The sequence below is a fragment of the Enterococcus sp. AZ128 genome, assembly GCF_051714485.1.
In the GTDB taxonomy this organism is placed as follows: Bacteria; Bacillota; Bacilli; order Lactobacillales; family Enterococcaceae; genus Enterococcus_A.
Genome location: NZ_JBIORZ010000004.1, coordinates 57,765 through 80,592, shown reverse-complemented (window position 1 = coordinate 80,592; position 22,828 = coordinate 57,765). Strand labels below are relative to the sequence as shown.

The 22,828-nt window shown below is 40.6% G+C and carries 24 protein-coding genes and 1 riboswitch; of the genes, 22 read left to right on the top strand and 2 right to left on the bottom strand.

All coding sequences use genetic code 11. From position 1 onward, the window contains the following. Nucleotides 1-5: 5 nt before the first annotated feature. Entirely contained in the window at nt 6-581 is a 576-nt protein-coding gene (locus IGI38_RS21605) for a TetR/AcrR family transcriptional regulator C-terminal domain-containing protein (protein ID WP_438733959.1), read from the top strand. On the opposite strand, the gene IGI38_RS21600 is transcribed toward IGI38_RS21605, so the two are convergent. Next, nucleotides 578-1,552, bottom strand: a complete 975-nt coding sequence (locus tag IGI38_RS21600; protein ID WP_438733958.1) for a 2-hydroxyacid dehydrogenase family protein — start codon at nt 1,550-1,552, stop codon at nt 578-580. The two genes, IGI38_RS21605 and IGI38_RS21600, sit on opposite strands and share 4 nt — an antisense overlap. A 53-nt stretch (nt 1,553-1,605) precedes the next feature. Here IGI38_RS21600 and IGI38_RS21595 point away from each other — a divergent pair, with 53 nt between their 5' ends. The 3 genes from IGI38_RS21595 to thiT all read left to right on the top strand — a co-directional run bounded on the left by IGI38_RS21595 (nt 1,606) and on the right by thiT (nt 3,307). Beyond that, nucleotides 1,606-2,064, top strand: a complete 459-nt coding sequence (locus tag IGI38_RS21595) for a low molecular weight protein-tyrosine-phosphatase (RefSeq protein WP_438733957.1) — start codon at nt 1,606-1,608, stop codon at nt 2,062-2,064. A gap of 72 nt (nt 2,065-2,136) precedes the next feature. After that, the gene (locus IGI38_RS21590) at nt 2,137-2,499 is read left to right on the top strand and encodes a hypothetical protein (protein WP_438733956.1); all 363 of its coding nucleotides are present in this window, start codon (nt 2,137-2,139) and stop codon (nt 2,497-2,499) included. Between the two features lie 69 nt (nt 2,500-2,568). Beyond that, nucleotides 2,569-2,667: riboswitch (TPP riboswitch) on the top strand. Between the two features lie 49 nt (nt 2,668-2,716). Further along, nucleotides 2,717-3,307 (top strand): energy-coupled thiamine transporter ThiT, encoded by a 591-nt coding sequence (gene thiT / locus IGI38_RS21585; RefSeq protein ID WP_438733955.1) that lies wholly within the window; start codon nt 2,717-2,719, stop codon nt 3,305-3,307. Between the two features lie 43 nt (nt 3,308-3,350). Here the strand turns inward: thiT and IGI38_RS21580 are convergent, their stop codons facing one another. Further along, on the bottom strand, nt 3,351-4,121 hold the full coding sequence (locus tag IGI38_RS21580) for a hypothetical protein (RefSeq protein ID WP_438733954.1): 771 nt from the start codon (nt 4,119-4,121) through the stop codon (nt 3,351-3,353). A gap of 267 nt (nt 4,122-4,388) precedes the next feature. Between IGI38_RS21580 and IGI38_RS21575 the strand changes: the two genes are divergently transcribed. The 18 genes from IGI38_RS21575 (at nt 4,389) to IGI38_RS21490 (ending at nt 22,810) form a co-directional block, all read left to right on the top strand. After that, on the top strand, nt 4,389-5,093 hold the full coding sequence (locus IGI38_RS21575; RefSeq protein WP_438733953.1) for a class A sortase: 705 nt from the start codon (nt 4,389-4,391) through the stop codon (nt 5,091-5,093). Nucleotides 5,094-5,211: 118 nt separating this feature from the next. After that, the gene (locus IGI38_RS21570; protein ID WP_438733952.1) at nt 5,212-6,825 is read left to right on the top strand and encodes a patatin-like phospholipase family protein; all 1,614 of its coding nucleotides are present in this window, start codon (nt 5,212-5,214) and stop codon (nt 6,823-6,825) included. A 33-nt stretch (nt 6,826-6,858) separates the two neighbouring features. Beyond that, nucleotides 6,859-7,074, top strand: a complete 216-nt coding sequence (locus tag IGI38_RS21565; RefSeq protein ID WP_438733951.1) for a YdbC family protein — start codon at nt 6,859-6,861, stop codon at nt 7,072-7,074. A gap of 34 nt (nt 7,075-7,108) precedes the next feature. Then, the gene (locus tag IGI38_RS21560; protein WP_438733950.1) at nt 7,109-7,993 is read left to right on the top strand and encodes a YicC/YloC family endoribonuclease; all 885 of its coding nucleotides are present in this window, start codon (nt 7,109-7,111) and stop codon (nt 7,991-7,993) included. 112 nt (nt 7,994-8,105) lie between these two features. After that, nucleotides 8,106-8,720 (top strand): guanylate kinase, encoded by a 615-nt coding sequence (gene gmk / locus IGI38_RS21555; RefSeq protein ID WP_438733949.1) that lies wholly within the window; start codon nt 8,106-8,108, stop codon nt 8,718-8,720. A 4-nt stretch (nt 8,721-8,724) separates the two neighbouring features. Further along, nucleotides 8,725-9,027 (top strand): DNA-directed RNA polymerase subunit omega, encoded by a 303-nt coding sequence (gene rpoZ, locus IGI38_RS21550; RefSeq protein ID WP_316402343.1) that lies wholly within the window; start codon nt 8,725-8,727, stop codon nt 9,025-9,027. 161 nt (nt 9,028-9,188) lie between these two features. Then, the gene (gene priA, locus IGI38_RS21545; RefSeq protein ID WP_438733948.1) at nt 9,189-11,591 is read left to right on the top strand and encodes a primosomal protein N'; all 2,403 of its coding nucleotides are present in this window, start codon (nt 9,189-9,191) and stop codon (nt 11,589-11,591) included. A 28-nt stretch (nt 11,592-11,619) separates the two neighbouring features. After that, nucleotides 11,620-12,111 (top strand): peptide deformylase, encoded by a 492-nt coding sequence (gene def / locus IGI38_RS21540; RefSeq protein ID WP_438733947.1) that lies wholly within the window; start codon nt 11,620-11,622, stop codon nt 12,109-12,111. After that, nucleotides 12,104-13,045 (top strand): methionyl-tRNA formyltransferase, encoded by a 942-nt coding sequence (fmt, locus tag IGI38_RS21535; protein WP_438733946.1) that lies wholly within the window; start codon nt 12,104-12,106, stop codon nt 13,043-13,045. The genes def and fmt overlap by 8 nt, the downstream gene beginning before the upstream one ends. Continuing rightward, entirely contained in the window at nt 13,046-14,398 is a 1,353-nt protein-coding gene (gene rsmB / locus IGI38_RS21530) for a 16S rRNA (cytosine(967)-C(5))-methyltransferase RsmB (RefSeq protein WP_438733945.1), read from the top strand. Between the two features lie 21 nt (nt 14,399-14,419). Beyond that, the gene (locus IGI38_RS21525; protein ID WP_438733944.1) at nt 14,420-15,163 is read left to right on the top strand and encodes a Stp1/IreP family PP2C-type Ser/Thr phosphatase; all 744 of its coding nucleotides are present in this window, start codon (nt 14,420-14,422) and stop codon (nt 15,161-15,163) included. Next, a complete protein-coding gene (gene pknB, locus IGI38_RS21520; protein ID WP_438733943.1) occupies nt 15,160-17,316 on the top strand; it encodes a Stk1 family PASTA domain-containing Ser/Thr kinase in 2,157 nt (718 codons plus the stop codon). The genes IGI38_RS21525 and pknB overlap by 4 nt, the downstream gene beginning before the upstream one ends. A 95-nt stretch (nt 17,317-17,411) precedes the next feature. Beyond that, nucleotides 17,412-18,293, top strand: coding sequence for a ribosome small subunit-dependent GTPase A (gene rsgA, locus IGI38_RS21515; RefSeq protein WP_438734382.1), 882 nt, complete (start codon nt 17,412-17,414; stop codon nt 18,291-18,293). Nucleotides 18,294-18,353: 60 nt separating this feature from the next. Continuing rightward, the gene (gene rpe, locus IGI38_RS21510; RefSeq protein WP_438733942.1) at nt 18,354-19,004 is read left to right on the top strand and encodes a ribulose-phosphate 3-epimerase; all 651 of its coding nucleotides are present in this window, start codon (nt 18,354-18,356) and stop codon (nt 19,002-19,004) included. Next, complete coding sequence (locus IGI38_RS21505; RefSeq protein ID WP_438733941.1) at nt 19,004-19,642, top strand: thiamine diphosphokinase; 639 nt, start codon at nt 19,004-19,006, stop codon at nt 19,640-19,642. The genes rpe and IGI38_RS21505 overlap by 1 nt, the downstream gene beginning before the upstream one ends. A gap of 156 nt (nt 19,643-19,798) precedes the next feature. Beyond that, a complete protein-coding gene (mreC, locus tag IGI38_RS21500) occupies nt 19,799-20,659 on the top strand; it encodes a rod shape-determining protein MreC (protein WP_438733940.1) in 861 nt (286 codons plus the stop codon). Next, nucleotides 20,656-21,186 carry a rod shape-determining protein MreD gene (gene mreD / locus IGI38_RS21495; protein ID WP_438733939.1) on the top strand — a complete coding sequence of 177 codons (531 nt, stop codon included), beginning with the start codon at nt 20,656-20,658 and terminating at the stop codon, nt 21,184-21,186. The genes mreC and mreD overlap by 4 nt, the downstream gene beginning before the upstream one ends. Before the next feature lie 217 nt (nt 21,187-21,403). Next, nucleotides 21,404-22,810, top strand: a complete 1,407-nt coding sequence (locus IGI38_RS21490; RefSeq protein ID WP_438733938.1) for a C40 family peptidase — start codon at nt 21,404-21,406, stop codon at nt 22,808-22,810. Nucleotides 22,811-22,828 lie beyond the last annotated feature (18 nt).

Sequence of the window (22,828 nt, the reverse complement as noted above, 5' to 3'; positions counted from 1 at the left end):
AAAAAATGGCGGAAGGAAAAGCGACCAAAGAAACATTTGTGCAAGCGTTAGTTGCATTGTGCCAAGAAAAAAACTATGACAAAATCACTGTTCAAGATATCAGTCAAAAGGCCAGCTTGAACCGCCAAACATTTTATTATCACTTTAAGGACAAGAACGATCTGCTCCATTACGCGTATTATCATCGCGGGCTGCAGTACCTAGTCTCTGATGAATTGGCGCTGACCAATTGGGAAGAGTCCGTCCTGAAAATGTTGAAAGAGATGCAAATCTGTCATCGATTCTATTTGAATACGGTGACCGCGACACCCAAAGTACTAACAAAAGAGTTCAATGAGCTAGCGCAGCGACTATTTGTCCGATTATTTGATGAGGTCGATCAAGAAGGGGCGCTTTCTCAGACAGATAAAGAATTTTACGCTCGCTTTTTAGCACATGGCTGCGGCGGGATATTGATCGATTGGCTTTTAGCTGGAGCTGATCAACCGCCGATCACAATTGCGGCGCAATTATTTCGTTTTGCCAAGGACATCGAATTTTTTGCTTATCGCTTATATGAAAAAGACTGGAGCGAGCGTTAAGCCCAATCCAGTCCATTTACGATATGTTTGATGGGTTCGTGTTTTTCGATGGCAATCGCGTTTTTCGCGACGATCTCTGCCATTTGATCTCGAGCTTCCACACTGGCATTGCCGATATGCGGTGTTAAGATGACATTGGCTAATGCTTTCAAGCCGTCTGTTACGCTTGGCTCGAACTCATAAACATCCAAAGCGGCACCCGCAATTTCTTTGTCTTTTAATGCTTGTAGCAAAGCTTCTTCATCAATCAACGGACCGCGGGACGCGTTGATCAGAAAGGCGCTGTTTTTCATTTGTTTAAAGCGCTCGCTCGTTAATAGATGATGTGTTGCTTCAGACAAGGGGGCGTGTAAGGTCAAAATATCGGACTGCTGAATCACTTCCTCTTGTGAATAGTAGGTTGCCTGTAATTTTTCTTCTAGTTCAGGAGTTAAGGGATGACGCTGGTTATAAATGATTTTCATACCAAAAGCGCGCATCATTTGTGCTAAGGCTTGGCCAATCTGTCCCATACCGATGATTCCTAAGGTTTTGTCTTTTAATTCGTGGCCTAGGAAAAACAAAGGTGCCCAGCCGTCAAACCCTTTGCCGTGCATCAAACGGTCGCCTTCAACGATTCGGCGAGATAAGCCGATGATTAAACCAGCGGTTAATTCTGCCGTTGCATTGGTTGAGACTACCGGGGTATTCGTTACATAAATTTTCCGCTCTTTTGCATAAGCGGTATCAATATTGTTGAAGCCGGCACCAAAGTTTGCGATCAATTTCAGCTTTGGCGCGGCATCAATGACTTCCCGATCCACTTGGGTAGAAAGCGGACAAATCAACACGTCGCAATCAGCAACGTTTTTGATCAACTCTTTTTTTGAAATTACCCCGCTGCCTTCATAAACCTTATATTCAAGTGCTGCTTTTTTTAATAGTTTTGTGCCAAGCTCAGGTAGTTTGGCGGAAAGATAAATTTTACTCATTTACGATCCCTCGTTTCATTTCGATAAATTGACTATAGCACAGGAGGAATGACATGAAAAAGATTCTATTTGTTTGTATGGGAAATATTTGCCGTTCACCGATGGCGGAAGCCATTTTCCGTGATGCCTTTCAAAAAAATCAAGAGGATCAATTCCAAGTTGATTCGGCGGCGACTAGTCGTTGGGAAGTTGGGAATCCGCCCCATCAGGGTACGCAGAAAATATTAGCACAGCACCATATCTCTGCTAAAGGGATGCAGGCGCGTCAAGTGACCGCTGCTGATTTTTATACCGCTGACTACATCATTGGGATGGATCAAGAAAATGTTTATGATCTAGAGTCAATGGCACCGGAAGGCACAGAAGACAAAATATATTTATATTTGGATCGAGTGTCTGGGTCTGCCGGTGAAAATATTCCTGACCCATGGTATACAGGAAATTTTGAAGAAACCTATGATTTAATTCAAAAAGGTTTAAACGAATGGTTAACTTTTTTTGAATTGGACTAGATTCCTTGTTTTTTCCTCAAAATTTAAGTAAAATCATACTACATAACCATGCTCTTGATAGGAGGAAGCTGAATGACTAAAAACGAGAAGCCTAAAAAGAATTTAATCAAGCTGTTTTCGAATTCGTCGTACCGTTTCATCTCGGATTTTTTGAATGATTCTGCTGAAAAACGAGCCCAAGAGCAAGCCAACGAGAACATTTTTCTCAAACTGAAGATGGCAGCTCTGCAAAATAGTTTAGTAGTCATTCAAGTTCAAGACGAAAAAGACGAAGAAAAATTTCAAACGATCTCAGGCTGGTTGCCTAAAGTAGTGACGAATGAATCCATCGTTATTCGAACCCAAGATAATCAATTGATGATGCTGACGATTGATCGGATCAAAAAAGTAACAACTTTGTCACCAAGCGGAGATCAAGAAAGCATTTCGCGTTAAAAGTATTTCATACCTTTACGAGTGAACAGACATCTGTTATACTCTGGGGGTACTAAAAAATAGAATAATACTGTCGCAAAGGGGAGCCTTCGGGCTGAGATTGAGATGACTCTAAACCCTAGTACCTGTTTCGGTTATTCGAGCGTAGGAATTGTGATGAAGTAATGATTGTTACTTCTCCTTTGTGGACTGTATGTTCAAAAGGAGGAGTTTTTTTATGTATAAGACAAGAATTTTAGTGGAAGGCACAGTGGTGGCGGCTTTGGCGCTGGTATTAACTTTCATACCAACGACTATTGGCAGCAGCTTTACGATTTCGTTGGGAATGATTCCGATGACGCTATTTGCTTTACGCAGAGGATTGAAACCAGCAATAATGTCGGCATTTATTTGGGGAATCTTGCATTTTCCAGCAAGCCAGGTAGTTTATCTGAGTGTTGTTCAAGTGTTGATAGAGTATCCGATCGCTTTTACGTTTGCCGGTTTTGCTGGATTATACGCAAAGAAGGTTCAACAAAGTTTAGCTGATCAAGATATGTGGAATGTTCGAAAGAATATTATTCTAGGTACTTTTGTTGGTACAGGAGCAAGATTCTTCTGGCATTTTATTGCAGGGGTTGTTTTCTGGGGCAGCTATGCGTTGTGGGGGATGAATCCGTGGATATTCTCGCTTGTTATGAATGGCATCAGCGGATTAGCGACAGCAGTCGTAACTGCGATTGTTGCGGTTTTAGTTGCAGAAAAGGCACCGCAATTATATCTGCCTAAAGATGGCAATTTGGTTCGAAAACAAAGCCAACAACAATAATAAAAAGCAGTTGTCCGTTTTTCAGGACAACTGCTTTTTATTATTAGCGGAATGAGAAGACAGGGTCATCATTTTGAACGTCCAGTGACCATACTTGCTTGGACGTATCATAGGTAATCTCTGCGATCTGCTGTTCCTTTTTGTAATTCTTCGGACTGCGACGCCAACCCTTTTCATCAGATAAAAAGATTGGGATATGGTAAATTTTATTTTTCAATTCAGACATGTCGAGGCAGAAAATGGCGCCCTCTTGTAAGATTGGATATAATTCCTTCAACAGTTCCCCATCTAATGGAGCGACAGAAGACCCCTTGCGGAAAAATGAGCGGCGATCATTGACTTTCTCCAATACGATCCGTGTTAGTTTGCTTGCAAGGATTCGGTAAAATTCGTCTAAATAGCGGTAATAGACACGCATAGTTTCGTTGCCTAAATTGAAATAAACAAAATTATTTTGCAACTTATAAAAAAAGGGTGAATGCAGATGTGTCCGCATGTGCCCAAAATATAGCAATTCTGAGATTTCTAATGGCGTCAGCTCTTTCAACATCGCCAGATCATTAAAATCGATCCACTTGGTTCCTTTTGAATGAGTAAAAACTTTGTTGCCGAAGAATTGTTGGACTTGTTCCGGACTATTAACGATTTTCAAACCTGTGTGTGGCTCGTATTCACCAGCTTCTGCTACAGGGTCTAGCAATAACAAATGTTTAGGCTGATGGACGATACCGTCGACAAAATCGTTGGGTGAAAAACCTTTTGATAGCACAGCATTACTTGTGGAATCAATATATGCAAATATCGTATCTGGCACAAATGTTCACCCTTTCTAATAGTCGTCACAATCATTTTAACCCAATAATAAAAAAAAAGCTCGTATCTTTTATTTTAAAATTAGATTACAAATCCCTTAAAACTTGCAACATTGAAGCGCCTTTTTAACAATTAAAATCATTTTAATAAATAACAATACTCTAATGTATTTTTTTCTTTTTTTAATTTTTTCTCTAGTAAGTGAAAGTAGTATCACAGAATTGAATGGAGTATGATATGATTAGCTGGAGAATGTGGGAGGATCGAGATGAAGAAAAAAAGAAATTGGCTGATAAATATTTTTCTTTTCTTACTACTGTTAGTAGGGTTAGCTTTGATTTTCAACAATCAAATCAAATACTTTTTGATGCAATATAACGGTGAGCGTTACGCCGTAGCGAAGATGGATAAAACCGAGATCGATAAAAATATGCAAAAAGAGGCCTCGTTTGATTTTGACGCGGTGCAGCCGGCAAGTACTGAAGCGGTGTTGCAAGCACAATTAAACAATAAACGATTACCTGTTATCGGTGGAATAGCGATTCCTTCTGTCGAGATCAATTTACCAATCTTCAAAGGTTTGTCTAATGAAGTGCTTCTGTATGGTGCTGGGACATTATCACCGGACCAGAAGATGGGTGAAGGCAACTATGCGTTAGCGAGTCATCGTGCAGACCGTCCAGGACTTTTGTTTACGCCGCTTGAAAGCGTAAAGGAAGGCGATCTGATCTATTTAACAGATTTGCACAATATTTACACCTACAAAACGACGCTTAAAGTTCGTGTGCAGCCGACGGAAGTAAAATATTTGGATGTTCAACCAGATAAACAACAGCTTACATTGATAACTTGTGGTGAAATCGAAGGTGTGACACGGATCATCGTTCAAGGCGATCTTGTAGCTATGACCTCGGTCAATAATGCCACTGATCCGATGCGCAAAGCCTTTGAAATGGAACAGCGAACATACTAAAGCGATTTTTATTCAAAAAACTTCAAGGCCTGCCTTGAAGTTTTTTGTTGTCGGGAAATTTCTGCTATACTGAAACAAACATGCTGAAGTTATTACGTAATAAAAATGGGAGGAAGCGATGGAGCTAAAACGAATTTATAAATCCGATTTGTTAGCCGCTTGGGATAAATTTCAACAGTCACATTTGCTTTTTCCATTTTATGATTCTCATGGTCAAGCGCGTTCGGAATTTTTAGCGTCCGTCAAAAGAGGACACGGTTATTGGATCCAACGAAATTCACAATGGCTGCTGGTAGATAAAATTGATGAAGACGATACATGGCAGATCAATAATATATTGATCTCAACGGATCTTGGCTGGCGGACAGCCTTTTTATTATTAGAAAATGCAGCCAGACAAACATTTAAGCGAGCACTGTACTTCAAGCTCGAAGCCAATTTGATTTTGCAGCAATGGTTAACTTCGCAAGGATACCAATTGCTAGATGGTGTCTGGCAAAAAGAGTTGATCTATCATACCGGATTGGTTCTGGGAGGCGGTGGTGCTCGCGGGGCATATCAAATTGGCGTTTGGAAAGCTTTGCTGGAAAAAAATATTCAATTTGAAGTCATTACTGGAACTTCGGTCGGCGGCTTGAATGGTGCCCTGATCGCACAAGGTGATTACGATCAGGCGTTGGCATTGTGGGAAGAAATTGAGACAAATAAAGTTTTAGATATTACGTTCAAAGAAGTTGAGGTGCTGGATTTTTCAGCACAAGTTGATCAGCTTCGAACTTTTCTTCGAACGTCTTTGCAGCAGAGGGGAATTTCTTCTGAGCCTCTCAGACGATTGTTGGAAGAGCGACTGGAAGCGCAAAAAATTCATTCTGGTTGTCCTTTTTATGTTGTTACGACAAAGGTTCCGGCCTTCCAAGAAATTGTGGTGCCGATTCATAAATGTCCAGAAGATGAGATTATTGACTGGTTGCTGGCATCATCGGCTTTCTTTCCTATGATGGCGATGGCGAAAATCAAGAACGAGCTTTATGTCGATGGCGGGTATCGGAATAATTTACCTGTGGATATTGCCCTACGCACGGGAATAACTGAATTGATTGTAGTGGACGTCCATGGTCCTGGATTGGATAAAAAGTATCGATTACCAGACGAAATCTCTGAGTTAGTATTAGCGAGTCCTTGGAGTTTAGGGGATTTATTGCTATTCCAAAGCGCTCGCTCATCTGAAAATATCGATCTGGGCTATTTAGAGACTAAACGAGCATTAGGAGAATTGCAGGGTTATCGTTACTTTTTCAGCTGTCATGCTGACTTTGAAGCTATAACCAAAGACTTTTTCCGTTACCTTAAAAGCAAACTCATAGTTGATATGACATCTCTTTATCCAGAACTGCAAAAATTTTTTCGTCAAAGTGTGCCAATAGAGAGGATGAGTTTAGCGTTCTTAGAGTTTTTTGCTTACTGGGTGAAAGTCTCACCAGTGGGGATTTTTACGCCAGAAGAGTTTGTTGAAACGATCTTAAAACAGTTTGAAATGCCGATCAAATTAAACGCAAATTTTTCGGTTCAAGAACAAATTGAGGATTTCATTGAGAATCATAATGTTTTTTCAGATTATTATCAGGTGTTACAAATTTATCAGCTGGAAGGGTCCTTGGAGACTATTTATCGTCGTTGGCCAATCCCGACCCTGTTGGCACTTTTTTTTAGATATATACGTAAGGAGTACTAAAATAGATTCTAGTAGCAATTAGGAGGAACTGCAATGGCAGAATTTAATTATGAAATCGTAGAAGAAATCGCCGTCTTATCAGAAAATCCGAAAGGCTGGCGCAAGGAATTGAACTTAGTCAGCTGGAATGAACGGCCACCGAAGTTTGATTTGCGAGACTGGGCACCAGAGCATGAAAAAATGGGCAAAGGCGTTACTTTGAGCAATGAAGAATTTGCTGTGTTGAAAGAAACATTGAAGAATATGTAGTGAGTGATTTTTTCAAAAGAAGGGAACAAACCAAATGAAAAGTATGACAGGCTATGGTCAGGCGTTTCAAGCGAGTGAGACGTATGAACTGAATATCGAGTTAAAAAGCGTCAATAATCGTTTTTTAGACTTGCAGATCCGAATGCCGAAAGAATTGAATCCTTTTGAAGCGTTGATTCGCAAGATTGCGAAAGAGAAGATTCAACGTGGTCGAGTGGACGTGTTCATCAATTTAACCCCTTTAAAAAGCGGCAACAAAAAAGTTTCTGTTGATTGGGAGTTATTGCAACAATTGGTCATGGAGCTGCAAAACGGAGGGAAAGAACATTTTGGTATTGTAGATTTTCCTGCAGAGCAGGTTCTGGTCAAAGCGATGGAACAATCGGATTTTGTAACGCTAGTCGATCAACCAACTGAAAAAGATACATTAGAAGGATTGGTTCAAGCAGTAGCGACCGAAGCGTTCACGCAATTAGCAGTCAGCCGTGAACATGAAGGAGCTGGGATTCAAAAAATACTGAAAGAATATGGCAGCAATGTTCGAACTCTTGTAACTGAATTGAAGAGTTTTGTGACCGAGTATGAGGCAGACTTCCAACAGCGTTATCAAGCAAAATTAGAGGAGTACTTAGGAAATACTGTTGATCGGGATCGCTTGCTGACGGAATTAGCAATTTTGTTGGAACGCGGAGATATCCATGAAGAACTGGATCGTCTGACTATCCATTTGGAGAAATTGGCACAACTCTTGGAAACAACTGAGCCTGTTGGCCGCGAGCTGGATTTCTTATTACAGGAAATGAATCGAGAAGTCAACACGATTGGTTCCAAATCAAGCCCAATCCAGATCAAGGACATCGTTGTCCAATTAAAAACGATCCTAGAAAAAATTCGCGAACAAATTCAAAATGTCGAATAAATTAGGTGGGATTTCCTAAGAAATAGAAGCTTAGGTAATTATACCTCTTGAAATATTCACAAAAAAAGTGCACAATAGGCGTTAGCTAAAAAGAGCATGAAAGGGCGTTAGTATGTCTGAACGAGGACTGTTGATTGTATTGTCGGGACCTTCCGGAGTTGGAAAAGGAACGGTCAGAAAAGCCATTTTTGAAAGAGACGATAATGAGTTCCAATACTCTGTCTCAATGACCACTCGTTCGATGCGAGCTGGCGAAGTTGAAGGCGTCGATTATTATTTCCGTACCAAAGAAGAATTTGAAGCAATGATCGAAGCAGGCGAAATGTTGGAGTATGCTGAATACGTTGGAAATTATTATGGTACCCCTTTGACTTATGTGAATAAAACATTGGATGAAGGGAAAGATGTTTTTTTAGAGATCGAAGTCCAAGGCGCTCAACAAGTAAAAGAAAAAGTGCCTGATGGAGTCTTTATTTTTCTGACACCACCGGATCTCGCTGAATTAAAAGCACGGATCGTTGGTCGAGGTACCGATAGCCCTGAAGTGATTGAAGAACGAATGCGCGTTGCGCGCCAAGAAATCGAAATGATGGCTCTTTATGATTATGCTGTCGTTAATGATCAAGTACCAAAAGCTGTCGATCGTATCAAGGATATTATCGTCAGTGAACACTACCGAGTTGACCGAGTGATTGGTAAATATATTAAAATGTTAAAGGAGATATAAGCTTATGATGTTAAAACCTTCTATCGATACGTTGTTAGACCATGTGAATTCAAAATATTCACTAGTAATTTTAGCCAGCAAACGCGCCCATGAACTAGATGCAGGTGCGCAACCAACGTTAGATTCCTTTGAATCAGTTAAGAGTGTTGGACAAGCATTGGAAGAAATCGATGCAGGAGCTGTAATCAATGATCCGCATCCAGAAATCAAACGTGAACGTTTGAAAATGGAAGAGGAAGAGCGTCACTTGCAACGTGAACGTGATCAACGCGATCTAGAAGCACGTATTCGCAACGAACAAAACTAAGCGCGGAAAAATTTCTCGCTGATGAAGTGTAAATGGGATTGTACCAAATACTTTTGGCGCAGTCCCTTCTTTTTGTGTCAAAGAATTTTTTACATAACTTCATAAATTTAGACGTACCTACATAAAATTTAGTACACTGTTTAGGAATGGAGGCGGAAAGAATGAAATTAGCACAAGTGATCGTAGATGTACCAGCGATGCAAACGGATCAGCCGTTTAGCTACTTGATCCCGCCTCAATTAGCGGTAGAAATCGGAATGCGAGTAGAGGTCGGTTTTGGTCCTCGGCATGTTCAAGGATTTGTTGTCGGTTTTGAGTCAGCTCCTGAACCGTTACCTGATAATTTGAAACCGATTATTCGAGTGTTAGACTTAACGCCTGTCTTAAATCAAGAATTATTGGCGTTGGCTGATTACATGAAAGACACCACATTTGCTTTTAAGGTGACCTGTTTGCAGACGATGCTGCCCAGCGTAATGAAGGCCGATTATCAAAAACGGTTGTATCTTGTCGTGGACGATCCAACGGTTCAAAATAAATATTTCGGGGAAGCAGATTCTTTAACTTGGGAAGAAGCTGAAGCTCAAGGATGGTTAAAAGAACTAGCAACGTTGCGTGAGCAAGGAATCATTGAGCTGCGTTATGAAGTTCATACAAAAAATAGAATAAAGACTGAGCGCTATATCAAGCGAACCTTTCCAGTAGAAAAATTAGAAGAATTAAAAGCGGATTTGCGTAAAAACTCCTATAAGCAAGAACAATTATTGGATTATTTAGCGATACTTTCAGAGGAAGCATTGATTTCTGTTAAACAGATGAAGGCGGAGGATTTCACGGCGTCTAACTTGAGTCAGGCAGAAAAAAAAGGCTGGTTGGAGTTTATTGCAGTTGAAAAATATCGTGATCCCTACGCTGAGCGAGAGATTAAACAAACTTCAGCGTTAGAGTTAAACCCAGAACAGAGAACTGCGTACGAGGCGATCAGTCAACAAAGTTTGGCTAACAATCATCAGGTTTTCTTATTAGAAGGGGTGACTGGAAGCGGCAAAACGGAAGTCTACTTACAAGTTATCCAAGATGTATTGGCAAACGGGCAAACTGCGATGATGCTAGTACCGGAGATTTCTTTGACACCACAGATGGCAACACGGTTCAAAGCACGTTTTGGCAGTGAAGTGGCTGTTTTACATAGCGGATTGTCTCAAGGAGAGAAGTACGATGAGTGGCGTAAGTTAGAACGCGGCGAAGCCCATGTAGTAGTTGGCGCACGTTCAGCTGTTTTTGCTCCGCTTGAAAATCTCGGTGTAATCATTATTGATGAGGAGCATGAAACAAGCTATAAACAAGAAGAGACACCCCGCTATCATGCTAGAGATTTAGCTGTTTGGCGCGGTAAGTATCATAATTGTCCAGTTGTTCTTGGCAGTGCGACCCCTTCTTTGGAGTCTCGTGCTCGTGGTCAAAAAGGTGTTTATCAGTTATTAAAGTTAACTGAACGAGCGAATGCCAAAGCCCAATTGCCGACAGTTGAGATCGTTGATATGCGTGAAGAAATGCAGCGGCGCTTGAATTCCTCTTTCTCCGAAGTGTTGGAAGGGAAAATACGCGATCGATTGGCGAAAGGTGAGCAAAGTGTCCTATTGTTAAATCGACGCGGTTATTCTTCTTTTGTCATGTGTCGCGACTGCGGGTTTGTTTTGCCTTGTCCCAATTGTGATATCTCTCTAACGCTCCATATGGATACGAAAACGATGCGTTGTCATTATTGTGGTCATGAAGAGAGAATTCCACATCATTGTCCGAATTGCGGCAAAGACAAAATTCGCTATTTCGGGACAGGTACGGAAAAAGTTCAAGAAGAGTTAGCAGAGTTGATTCCGGAAGCACGCGTTTTACGAATGGATGTCGATACGACACGACGTAAAGGTGCACATGAAAAAATATTAACCGCTTTTGGTGATAAAGAAGCAGATATCTTGTTAGGGACACAAATGATAGCAAAAGGATTGGATTTTCCCAATGTGACGCTCGTTGGGGTGTTAAACGCAGACACAGCGTTAAACTTACCAGATTTTCGCTCGAGTGAGCGGACGTTCCAATTGCTGACGCAGGTCAGCGGTCGGGCTGGACGCGGTGATAAAGCGGGCGAAGTGATCATTCAGACGTTTAACCCAGAGCACTACACGATTCAATTAGCCCAGCATCACGATTATGAAAGCTTTTTCCAGCAAGAAATGCGGATTCGACATCAAACAGATTATCCGCCGTATTATTACACGGTTAAGGTAACAGTCTCTCATCAAGAAGAGATGCGAGCTGCACAAAAAGCGTTCCAATTGGCTGAGCAATTGCGACAACAATTAAGTCCGCAAAGTATTTTGTTAGGTCCGACGCCCGGAGCAATCTTACGAATCAAAAATCGTTATTATTACCAACTGATCATCAAATATAAAAATGAACCAAAACTGCAAGCGACCTTAGAGGATATTTTACAGGTGAGTCAAAAGGATCAGCGCCAAGGCTTGTTGATCGCTATTGATAATGAACCGATGTATTTTATTTAGGAAGCCGCAATGAAGGAGGACGTTAGTAATGCGTTACCCAATTATTATTCACCCCGATGAACGTCTGCTAAGAAAGGCTGAGCCAATCGAATACATCACTGATGAGATTGTTACATTGCTAGATGATATGTATGAAACGATGGTAGCTCATGACGGCATTGGGATTGCTGCACCCCAAATCGGAAAAAATTTACGAATCGCAGTCGTGGAAGTCGAAGAAGGCGATCGTTTTGATTTTATTAATCCAGAGATTATTGAACATAAAGGAACGAGTATCGATGTTGAAGGGTGTCTTTCAATACCAGAAACTTACGGAACAGTTGAACGAGCCGATGAGGTAACTGTGCGCTATTATGATCGCGAGGGGTCTGAGATGGAGGTCACAGCTTATGGCTATTTAGCTCGTGCCTTTCAACATGAAATTGATCATTTAGATGGCAAATTATTTATCGATCAAGTGATTGAAATCATCACACCTGAAGATTTAGAACGTTATATGGAGGAACATGCCGATGACTAAAATTATATTTATGGGTACTCCGGCTTTTTCAGTGCCGATTTTAGAAAGTTTAATCGAAGCGGGTTATGATATCGCTGCGGTCGTTACCCAACCAGACCGTCCAGTTGGACGTAAGAAGATCATTACACCAACACCAGTGAAAGAAGCCGCATTGAAGCACGATTTATTGGTTTTACAACCTGAGAAAATCAGTGGTTCGCCAGAAATGGAAAAAATCAAAGAATTAGCACCAGATCTATTGGTTACGGCAGCTTTTGGACAATTCTTGCCAGAAAAATTATTGCAAGTTCCTAAATTAGGTGCAATCAATGTCCATGCCTCGTTATTACCGAAATATCGTGGTGGGGCTCCTGTCCATTATGCAATTATGGAAGGCGAGACTGAAACAGGCGTAACAATCATGGAGATGATCAAGAAAATGGATGCTGGCGGTATTTTCAGCCAGCAAAAAATCGCCATAACTAAACAAGACGATGTTGGATCAATGTTTGAAAAATTAAGCCAAGTTGGAAAAGAATTATTGTTAAGGACGTTGCCTAAGATTATATCTGGCGAGCTGAAGCCAACGCCTCAAAATGAAGAAGAAGCGACTTTCTCACCAAATATCAGTCGTGAGCAAGAAGCGATTGATTGGCAGAAGACAGCTGAGGAAGTTGATAATCAAGTTCGCGGGATGCACCCGTGGCCTGTAGCTTTTACAACCTATGAAGGCGCTCGTTGGAAAATTTTTCGAACGACACCATTAGAAGAAACAACGACAGAAGTAGCTGGAACGATTGTTTCTCGTACGAAAAAAGCACTGCATATTGCTTGTGGGGACGGTACGGTGCTAGCTGTAGATGAATTGCAGCCAGCCGGTAAAGCTAAACAAACAATTCAAGCTTTTTTAAACGGCAGCGGTCAAGTTGTCACAGAAGGACAGCAGGTGGGGTAGATGGCAAAAATTCCAAAAAAACTATTACGTTCAGTCCGTTTTACCGCACTTGAAGCAATTGAACGAATTAATCGCGGCGGCGCTTATTCGAATTTATTATTGAATGAATTGATCCAAAAAAATCAGGTTGATGGAAAAGACACAGCCTTATTGACTGAGCTTGTATATGGAACAATTAGTCGTCAACTTTTATTAGCGTATGATATCGAACCGTTTATAAAAAAAGCGAAAAAAGTTGACCCCTGGGTTAAAAGTTTGTTGCAATTATCTGTCTATCAAATGCTTTATTTAGACAGGGTGCCCGATCATGCGATCATCAATGAAGCGGTTGAAATCGCTAAGGCTAAAGGAAACCCGGGCACAGGCAAATTCGTTAATGGCGTCTTACGTTCAATTCAGCGTGAGGGCGTGCCATCACTGGATCAAATTCAAGATCCAATTGAACGTTTAGCAACAGAGATCAGTCTGCCTAACTATCTAACTGAAAAATTTGTGGCAGAGATCGGTGAAGATGAAACTCGTAAACTGGGGTTGTCTTTGCTGGAGCCGAGTCGAGTTAGTGCACGAATTGATCTGCGCTTTCTAACACGAGCTGAGGCTATCGAAGCCTTGGAAGAAGATGGAATCGAAGCTCGAATCAGTGAGCTTTCCCCGTATGGTGTTGTGGCAGACAAAGGCTTTTTAGCAGGTAGTGAGTTGTTTCAAAATGGTTGGTTGACCATCCAAGATGAAAGCTCTATGTTAGTTGCTCAAGCGCTACAGATAGAGCCAGGGCAAAAGGTTTTAGATGCTTGTGCTGCTCCTGGGGGAAAAACAACTCACATCGCTGCTTTGTTGCAAGACGAAGGATCAGTAACGGCATTGGATATCCATGAACATAAGCTAAAATTAGTTAACGAAAATGCGGAACGTTTGCGTGTAGCAGATACTGTAGTGACGAAAAAAATGGATGCTCGTGAAGCATCAGAACATTTTGCAATAGAAAGTTTTGACCGTATTTTGGTAGATGCACCATGTTCGGGTCTGGGGTTGATGCGTAGAAAGCCGGACATTAAATATCAGAAAAAACCACAAGATTTTATTCAATTACCCAAAATTCAGCTAGAAATTTTAAAGAATTGCGCTCCTACATTGAAATCTGGTGGAATTATGGTATACAGTACATGTACAATTGCTAGGGAAGAGAATCAAATGGTGGTTGCAGAATTTTTAGCGGCGCACCCTGATTTTGAAAAAATTGAACTAGATTTAGAAATGAAATTACAGCCGGCGATTCATGAACAAATGTTGGTTTTATATCCAGAAATGTTTATGACAGATGGCTTCTTTATTTGTGCAATGCGAAAAAAATAGATAAATGAGGTGGACAAAAAGATGGAGATCCAATTTCAATCAGACATCGGTAAGCGGCGCAATATGAATCAAGACTATGCAAATGTTTTTACCAATCAAGCAGGTATGTATTTGGCGATATTAGCCGATGGCATGGGCGGTCATTTGGCAGGGGATGTCGCTAGCAAGATGGCTGTTGACGGTTTAGGCGCTGCTTGGTCGACCTCGACTATCGCACAGCCGGAAGAAGCAGCTCAATGGTTTTTAGAAGAGATTCAAAAGGTCAATGAAGCAATTTATCAAGAAGGAATCGATCATCCAGAGATGCAGGGAATGGGGACAACAATTGTTAGTGCCGCCTTGCTAGATGAAAAATTTGTTTTGGCTCATGTAGGCGACAGTCGAGCATATCTAATTCAGAATGACCGATTGCAGCAATTGACAGACGATCATTCATTGGTAAATGAATTGCTGAAATCTGGCGAAATCACAAAAGAAATGGCAGCTATTCATCCACAAAAAAATGTTTTAACGCGTTCAGTTGGGATTGCTGGAACAATTAAAACCGATGTTTCAGAACATCAGTGCCATCAAGAGGATTACTTATTGTTGTGTTCAGATGGTCTGACTAATATGGTGAGCGAGGAAAATATTTTAGCGATCGTGGAAAGCGACCAAACCTTAGAAGCAAAGACTAAGCAATTGATCAATGCAGCTAATGACGCTGGCGGTGCGGATAACATCACTGTTTTGTTGATTCATTTTGAAGGGGAGGCTCGTCCATGATTGAAATAGGCAAATTGGTCAATGGACGGTATAAAGTCATCGCCAGTATCGGCAGCGGCGGTATGGCTAACGTCTTTTTGGCCCACGATTTAATTTTGGATCGTGATGTTGCCATCAAAATATTGAGATTTGACTTTCAAAATGATCAAACTGCGATTCGACGTTTTCAGCGTGAGGCACTAGCGGCGACCGAAATGGTTCATCCTAATATCGTTGGTGTTTACGATGTAGACGAAGAAAGTGGTATGCAGTATTTGGTCATGGAATATGTGAAGGGAATGGATCTGAAGCGTTACATTCAAACGCGTTCACCTATCCCTTACGGAAAAATTGTAGATATCATGGAACAAATTCTATCTGCAGTAAGTTTGGCTCATGCCCACGGGATCATTCACCGTGACTTGAAGCCTCAGAATATTTTGATGGATCAGGCAGGCGTGGTAAAAATTGCTGACTTTGGGATTGCGATCGCCTTATCTGAAACCTCTCTGACCCAAACGAACTCTATGCTGGGTTCTGTACATTATCTATCACCAGAACAGGCCCGCGGCAGTATGGCAACAAAACAATCAGATATTTATGCTTTAGGGATTATTTTGTATGAGATGATCACCGGTAGTGTGCCTTTTGATGGAGAATCAGCTGTTACAATCGCATTGAAACATTTTCAAGATGAGATGCCATCGGTAAAAGGCTTTGATCCAGAAGTGCCGCAAGCGTTGGAAAATATAGTCATGCATGCTACTGCGAAGGAGCCCGCGGACCGTTATAAAACAGCAGAGGAAATGGCGGCGGACCTTTCGACAGCATTGACACCAGAGCGTGCAAACGAATTGCCCTGGCGTCCAACCGCTATGTTGGATGAAACAATCGTACTGACTCCGATTCAGCCGGAAGATATTCCTGCTGAAAAACTAGAAGAAAAACCCCCAGTAACTGAGGAAAAACCGAAGAAGAAAAAAGGCAAGAAACGTTTTATTGCTATCTTCTTATTATTGATGCTGGCAATTGGCGGATTCGTAGGGTATCTTTTGACTAGTTCAGCAGAAGTTTCAATCCCGCAAGTTGAGAATATGACTGAGACGGAAGCACGTACAGCATTAAAAGCTGCGAAATTAACTATCGACAGTAAAACGGATGAGGTGCCTAGTGACACGATCAAAAAGGGCCGTGTTGTTAAAACCAATCCAGAGGCTGGAGCAAGGATCAAAAGGAATCGTTCTGTCCGACTATACATCAGCTCGGGTACGAAAAAGGTGACTCTAAAAGACTATGAGGGTGACTCAATTGACGATGCGAGAGAAGAATTAGAAAAAATCGGTTTTTTAGAAAAGAATATTCGAATCAAGAAAGTTAATGACGAGTCAGCTCCTGTAGATCAGATTTTAAGTCAAAATCCAAAGTCTGGCACAAAAGTTGATCCGAAAGAAGATGAGATCACACTTGAAGTTTCGGAAGGACCTAAGACATTTAAAATCGAAGATTATTCTCAAATGACTTATTCGGATGCTGAACAAAGTCTATTGCAACTGGGCCTTACAAAAAATCAAATTAATCGAGTGGATGTATCAAGTGAGACAGCGCCAGCTGAAGAAGTTGTCAGTCAAGATCCAGTCAGCGGGACTGCCTTGACATCAAAAGATACGATTACTTTGAAGGTTAGTTCTGGTTCAAGTTATGTTAAGTTAGACGACTTAACGGGACAGGATAAGGCAACAGCAGAAGCCACAATCTCAAATCTTGGACTGAAGTATTCTGAGCAGCAAGAATTTTCAGATGATGTTGAAGTAGGTAAAGTTATACGGACAGAGCCAGGTGCAGGAACATCATCATTGAAAGCCGGTGATACGGTGACTGTATATATTTCCAGAGGCCCCGAAAATAAAGAGACTACTTTTGATGTAACGATTTCAGCGAAGTTTACTGGTCAAGAAAATCAACAAGATACGATTACTGTAATGTTGAAGGATGCTAAAAATACAAGCTCGACACAAGTTTTGAATTTTAAATTGGACAAAAATACCTCTTCGACGGAGCAAACGGTTTCTGTTACAACTACTGAGGGCGGATCAGCGACTATTGAAGTTCAGCGAAACGGAAAAGCAGCTGTTACTAAAACTGTTCAAAAGGCAGAAACAATCACAGTACCATAGAAAAAACCTTTCCTATTTTTTTAGGAAAGGTTTTTAGGTTATTTGTACTGTAATTAAATTTGAAGTATGCTACAATAAACTTGAAATTAAAGGAGATGAGACGGATCGAAGGACAGATTCGTAAAGCCTTAAGTGGTTTTTATTATGTTGCTAGTGAAGAAAAGATTCATCAGACTCGTGCACGAGGAAATTTTCGCAAAAAGAAATTGACACCTTTAGTCGGAGATGAGGTGATTTTCAGTAGCGAAGAAAACAGTGAAGGTTACATACTGGAACTACTACCGCGAAAAAATGAATTGATTCGTCCCCCCGTAGCCAATGTTGATCAAGGTGTGATAGTGACAAGCTTGGTCGAACCGAATTTTTCTTATAATTTATTGGATCGCTTTTTAGTTACATTGGAAGATAAGTACATTCAACCAATTATTTATTTATCCAAGACAGATTTGGTTGCTGATCAAGGATTAGTAGAAGAAATTCGTTCAGTTTATGAGCCATTAGGTTATCCAGTGATCGATGGAGAACAGGATAAACAAAAGCTAACAGATCTATTCGTGAATAGGCTAACCGTTTTTATGGGACAATCTGGAGCTGGCAAGTCAACGTTATTGAATGATGTTTCACCGGATTTAAATTTAGAGACTGGGGAGATTTCTGATTCATTAGGACGCGGACGTCATACTACCCGACACGTAGAATTATTAGATATATTTGGTGGATTAGTAGCTGATACACCTGGGTTTAGTTCAATCGATTTCTTAGAGCTTTCTGTGGAAGAGCTGCCTAAAGAATTTCCTGAATTTCGTGCTGCTGCACCGGAATGCCGGTTTCGCGAATGTCGACATGTCAAAGAGCCAGGCTGTGAAGTGAAACATCGTTTGGAAGAAGGCAAGATTGCTAAAACGCGTTATGAGAACTATTTACAGTTTTTGCAGGAGATCGAAAAACGCCGTCCCATTTATAAAAAAAATAAATGATCCATTTAATTTTCCTGAAGGGGAAAATAAATACATTAAAATGAAAAAGGAGTACAGACTATGAAAATTGCACCATCGATTTTAAGTGCAGATTTTGCACGACTAGGCGAAGAAGTAAAAATGGTGGAAGACGCAGGGGTTGATTACATTCACATTGATGTCATGGACGGAAACTTTGTGCCGAACATTTCTTTTGGTCAAGTCGTTGTGAGTGCGTTGCGACCAGTGACTAAACTACCATTGGATGTTCACTTGATGATTGCTAACCCAGAAAATTATATTAATGATTTTGCTAAGGCTGGCGCGGATATCATTATGGCTCATGTGGAAGCTACACCGCATATTCATCGTGTTGTTCAAATGATTAAAGCAGCTGGGGTGAAACCAGGTGTTGTGTTAAATCCTGGTACACCGGTTGAGTCGATCAAATATGTTTTAGGCGATGTTGACCAAATTTTAGTGATGACAGTTAATCCAGGTTTTGGCGGACAATCATTTATTGAAAGTACTGTTGATAAAATTGCAGAACTAGATCGTTTACGTAAAGAACATGGGTATCGCTATGAAATTGAAGTAGATGGTGGGATTCAACCAGACTCAGCTAAAAAATGTGCAGCGGCAGGTGCCGATGTTTTCGTTGCAGGATCATATATTTATGACGCAGAAAACCCGCAAGAAAAAATCAATGCATTGCGAGCAGCCATCGATTAATGAAAATTTTACTTGTTGCAGGCGGTGATCCTAATCACTGGCCTGCTTTTTCATATAAATTTGATAAAATCGTTGGTATTGATCGAGGCAATTTATTCCTTTTGCGTCGAGGGATTGTGCCCGACCTAGCAATCGGTGATTTTGATTCATTGAACGAAGATGAAAAGAAGGAAGTATTTGATGCAGTCGTTGAAGTGTCGACCTCTCCAGCAGAAAAAGACGACACGGATACGCAACTGGCATTAGTCAAAGCGTTTGACCGTTTTCCAGATGCCGAAGTTACATTGATTGGTGCAACTGGAGGACGTTTGGATCATTTATTAGCCAATCTATGGCTAGGTGTTGAACCGCGCTTCTTTCCATATTTGTCGCAGTTAAAGATTGAAGATCAAGGGAATATAGTGAGTTACATCGTACCTGGAAGGCATAAAATCACTAAAAAATCGGCCATGAAGTACTTGGCGTTTTGCTGTTTGACGCCTGTAAAAAAACTGACATTGAAAAATGTAAAATATGAACTTTCGGAAGTTGATTTTTTACAGCCGACGAGTCTAGCTAGTAATGAATTTATGACAGGAGATGCTGAAGTCAGTTTTTCAGATGGATTGATTGCAGTGATTCAAAGTCGAGATATTTAAAAGGAGTGGTAGAAGTCGTTTTTCGAAACGAATTTGCCGCTTTTTTTCTATTTTATGAGAGATACTAAAATTCTTTAAAATCAACCGTCGATGCTTTTTAATCCCTGCGTTTAGTGGTAAAATTTATTCTATATTATAGCGTTCAGAGGTGCCTAAGTGAGAAAGTTTAATCCAAATAAGAATATTATTATCCTATTAATTGTAGTTATTATTGTTGTGGCAACAGTCATGATCACAGCATCGAATCGTGCGAAAGACAGTGATACGAATATTGTCCAATCAGCTGTGAATGACACTATTGGTGTTGTTGATAAAGTAATTACCGCACCTGGACGTTGGATCAGCAGCGGCGTTCAATCTGTTTCCAATTTGATTAACACTTACGATGAAAATCAGAAGTTGAAAAGTGAAGTTGATCAATATGATGAAATGAAACAGCAAACAAAAAATCAAGCACAAGAAATCGAGCGTTTAAAGGAAGAGCTCGAATTGAATCAAACGTTGACTAGCTATGAAAAAGTTACAGCAAATGTCATCACACGTTCTCCAGATACGTGGCAGGATATGCTGATTGTTGACAAAGGCAGCAGTGATGGTGTCGAAGGAAATATGGCGGTCATGTCTCAAAAAGGATTGATCGGTCGTGTGTTGGAAGTAAATGCACATTCATCTAAAATTCAATTATTAACTTCTGATAATAAAAGTAGTAATCATTTTCCTATAAAAATAAGTACAGGTGACGGCAATTCTTTTGGCGTTTTGAATAAGTATGATGTAAAAAATCAGCAGCTAGTTGCCACACAAGACAATGGTGAAAAAGATATTAAAGAGGGGGATGTCGTCCAAACTTCAGGATTAGGTGGGAAATCACCAGCTGATCTTGCTATCGGTACAGTCGTAAAGGTGAAACCAGACAGTAATGGATTAAATCGAGAAGTGTACATCAAACCCTATGCGCAGATGTATGACATTTCCGTTGTAACGATTATCCAAAGAATGGCGGGAGCGACCGAATGATTAGACGGACAACCCTAAAGTACATCACACCAATTTTATTATTTTGCTTGTTTTTACTAGACGCTCATGTCACTCGGATCATTGCTTCACTAACAGATAATGCGTATGTTGCGAATGCTCATTTAGCACTATTAGTCTTAATGATCATTTCGCGCGTTGTCAATGAGCGATTTCTATTAGTAACCTCTTTGGTTTTGGGGACTTTGTATGATCTTTATTATATTGGAGTTATTGGAATCTATGCCGTGATATTTCCGTTGCTAGTCATGTTGTTCTATCTTTTCAGAAAAACGATTCAACAAAATATCTTAACACTCTTTTTTACGGTCGTGATCAGCGTGACTCTTTTTGAACTGCTTAGTTTATTGTTGCAAACCATATTTGGTCTGACTGGGGTCAGTAGCGACTTTTTTGTACCTCGCTATTTAGGACCAACATTGCTTTTTAATATCCTTCTTTTTGTGATTTTAATTTTCCCATTAGAGAAAATTTTGATTGGACCGCCAGAGGAAGAGCTTGGTATATAAAGGAAAAGCATAAAATTTCAACAGAAATAAAAAAACAGAAGAATTTTTCTTCTGTTTTTTTGTATTCTCAATTTGTAACTAAAAAATAGTGAAATGAAATGTTTTTGTAACAAAGCTATTATACGGATGACATACAGCTGTGGTAAACTCATGAATGTGTTAGAAAAAAGTCTAATAAAATTCAAAATAAAACATTAAGTAGTCGGAGGACATTAGAGTGAAAAAAAGTTTGTTATCAGCATTAATGGTATGTTCAGTAACATTAAGCGCATTAGCAGCTCCAGCCGCAGCTTCTGCCGATGAATTTGATAGTAAAATTGCTGACCAAGACGCAAAAATTTCAAGTTTACAAAACCAACAGACTGATGCACAATCACAAATCAGTGCATTAGAAGGCGAAGTTGCTTCAATTAACGATAAAGCACAAGGTCTATTAAATGAACAAGCATCATTGAGAGAAAAGTCTCAAGAATTGCAAAAGCAAATCGAAACATTACAAAAACGTATCGAAAAACGTTCAGAAGCAATCAAAGAACAAGCGCGCGATGTACAAGTAAAACAATCATCAGCAAATGTTATTGATGTAGTATTGAATGCTGAATCATTCAGTGACGCTGTTGGCCGCGTTCAAGCAATGTCAACAATCGTGAAAGCGAACAACGATTTGGTTGAACAACAAAAAGCGGATAAAGCAGAAGTTGAACAAAAACAAACTGAAAATCAAAAACAACAAGAACAAATCACTGCTAACCAAGCAACATTGGAAAGCCAAAAAGGTGATTTAATTGCAAAACAAGCAGACTTAAACGTTCAAACAACGACATTAGCTGCAGAACAAGCAACTGCTGAGAGTGAAAAAGCAAACTTGACGGAGAAACAAGAGGCTGCTATTAAAGAACAACAACGTGTTCAAGAAGAAGCTCGTAAAGCAGCAGAAGCGCAAGAAGCTGCTCAAAAAGCGGAAGCAGACAAAGCGAAAGCTGATGCAGACGCTAAAGCAGAAGCTGATCGTAAAGCACAAGAAGAGGCTGCTGCAAGTACTGCAACAACTGAAAGTTCAACAGTTGAATCTTCATCAACTGAACAACAAACACAATCAAGTGCAACGGAATCTTCTTCAACTAGCGAAGATAATTTCCAAGGCGGCGGAGCGACTCCGACACCTGCACCAACGACTCCATCAACAACAGAGCCGACTACACCATCAACACCTGAAACACCGGCTACTAATACTGAAACACCGGCTGTAACTCCAACACCTGCACCATCTGGAAATACTGGCGGGGTAGTTGCGGAAGCGATGAAGTATATCGGTACGCCTTATGTATGGGGGGGGAAAACACCTGCAGGATTTGACTGTTCTGGTTTTACTGCATATGTTTATCGTCAAGCTACTGGTCGTGAAATCGGCGGCTGGACAGTTCCTCAAGAATCAGCTGGGACTCGTATCTCAGTTGGTGAAGCACAAGCAGGAGATTTGTATTTCTGGGGTAGCCCTGGTGGTTCATACCACGTAGCTATCGCAATGGGTGGCGGACAATATATCCACGCACCACAACCTGGTGAAACAGTTACTGTAAGTTCTGTAAGCTACTATGCACCAAGCTTTGCAGTTCGCATGTAATTTAACTTAATCAATCGT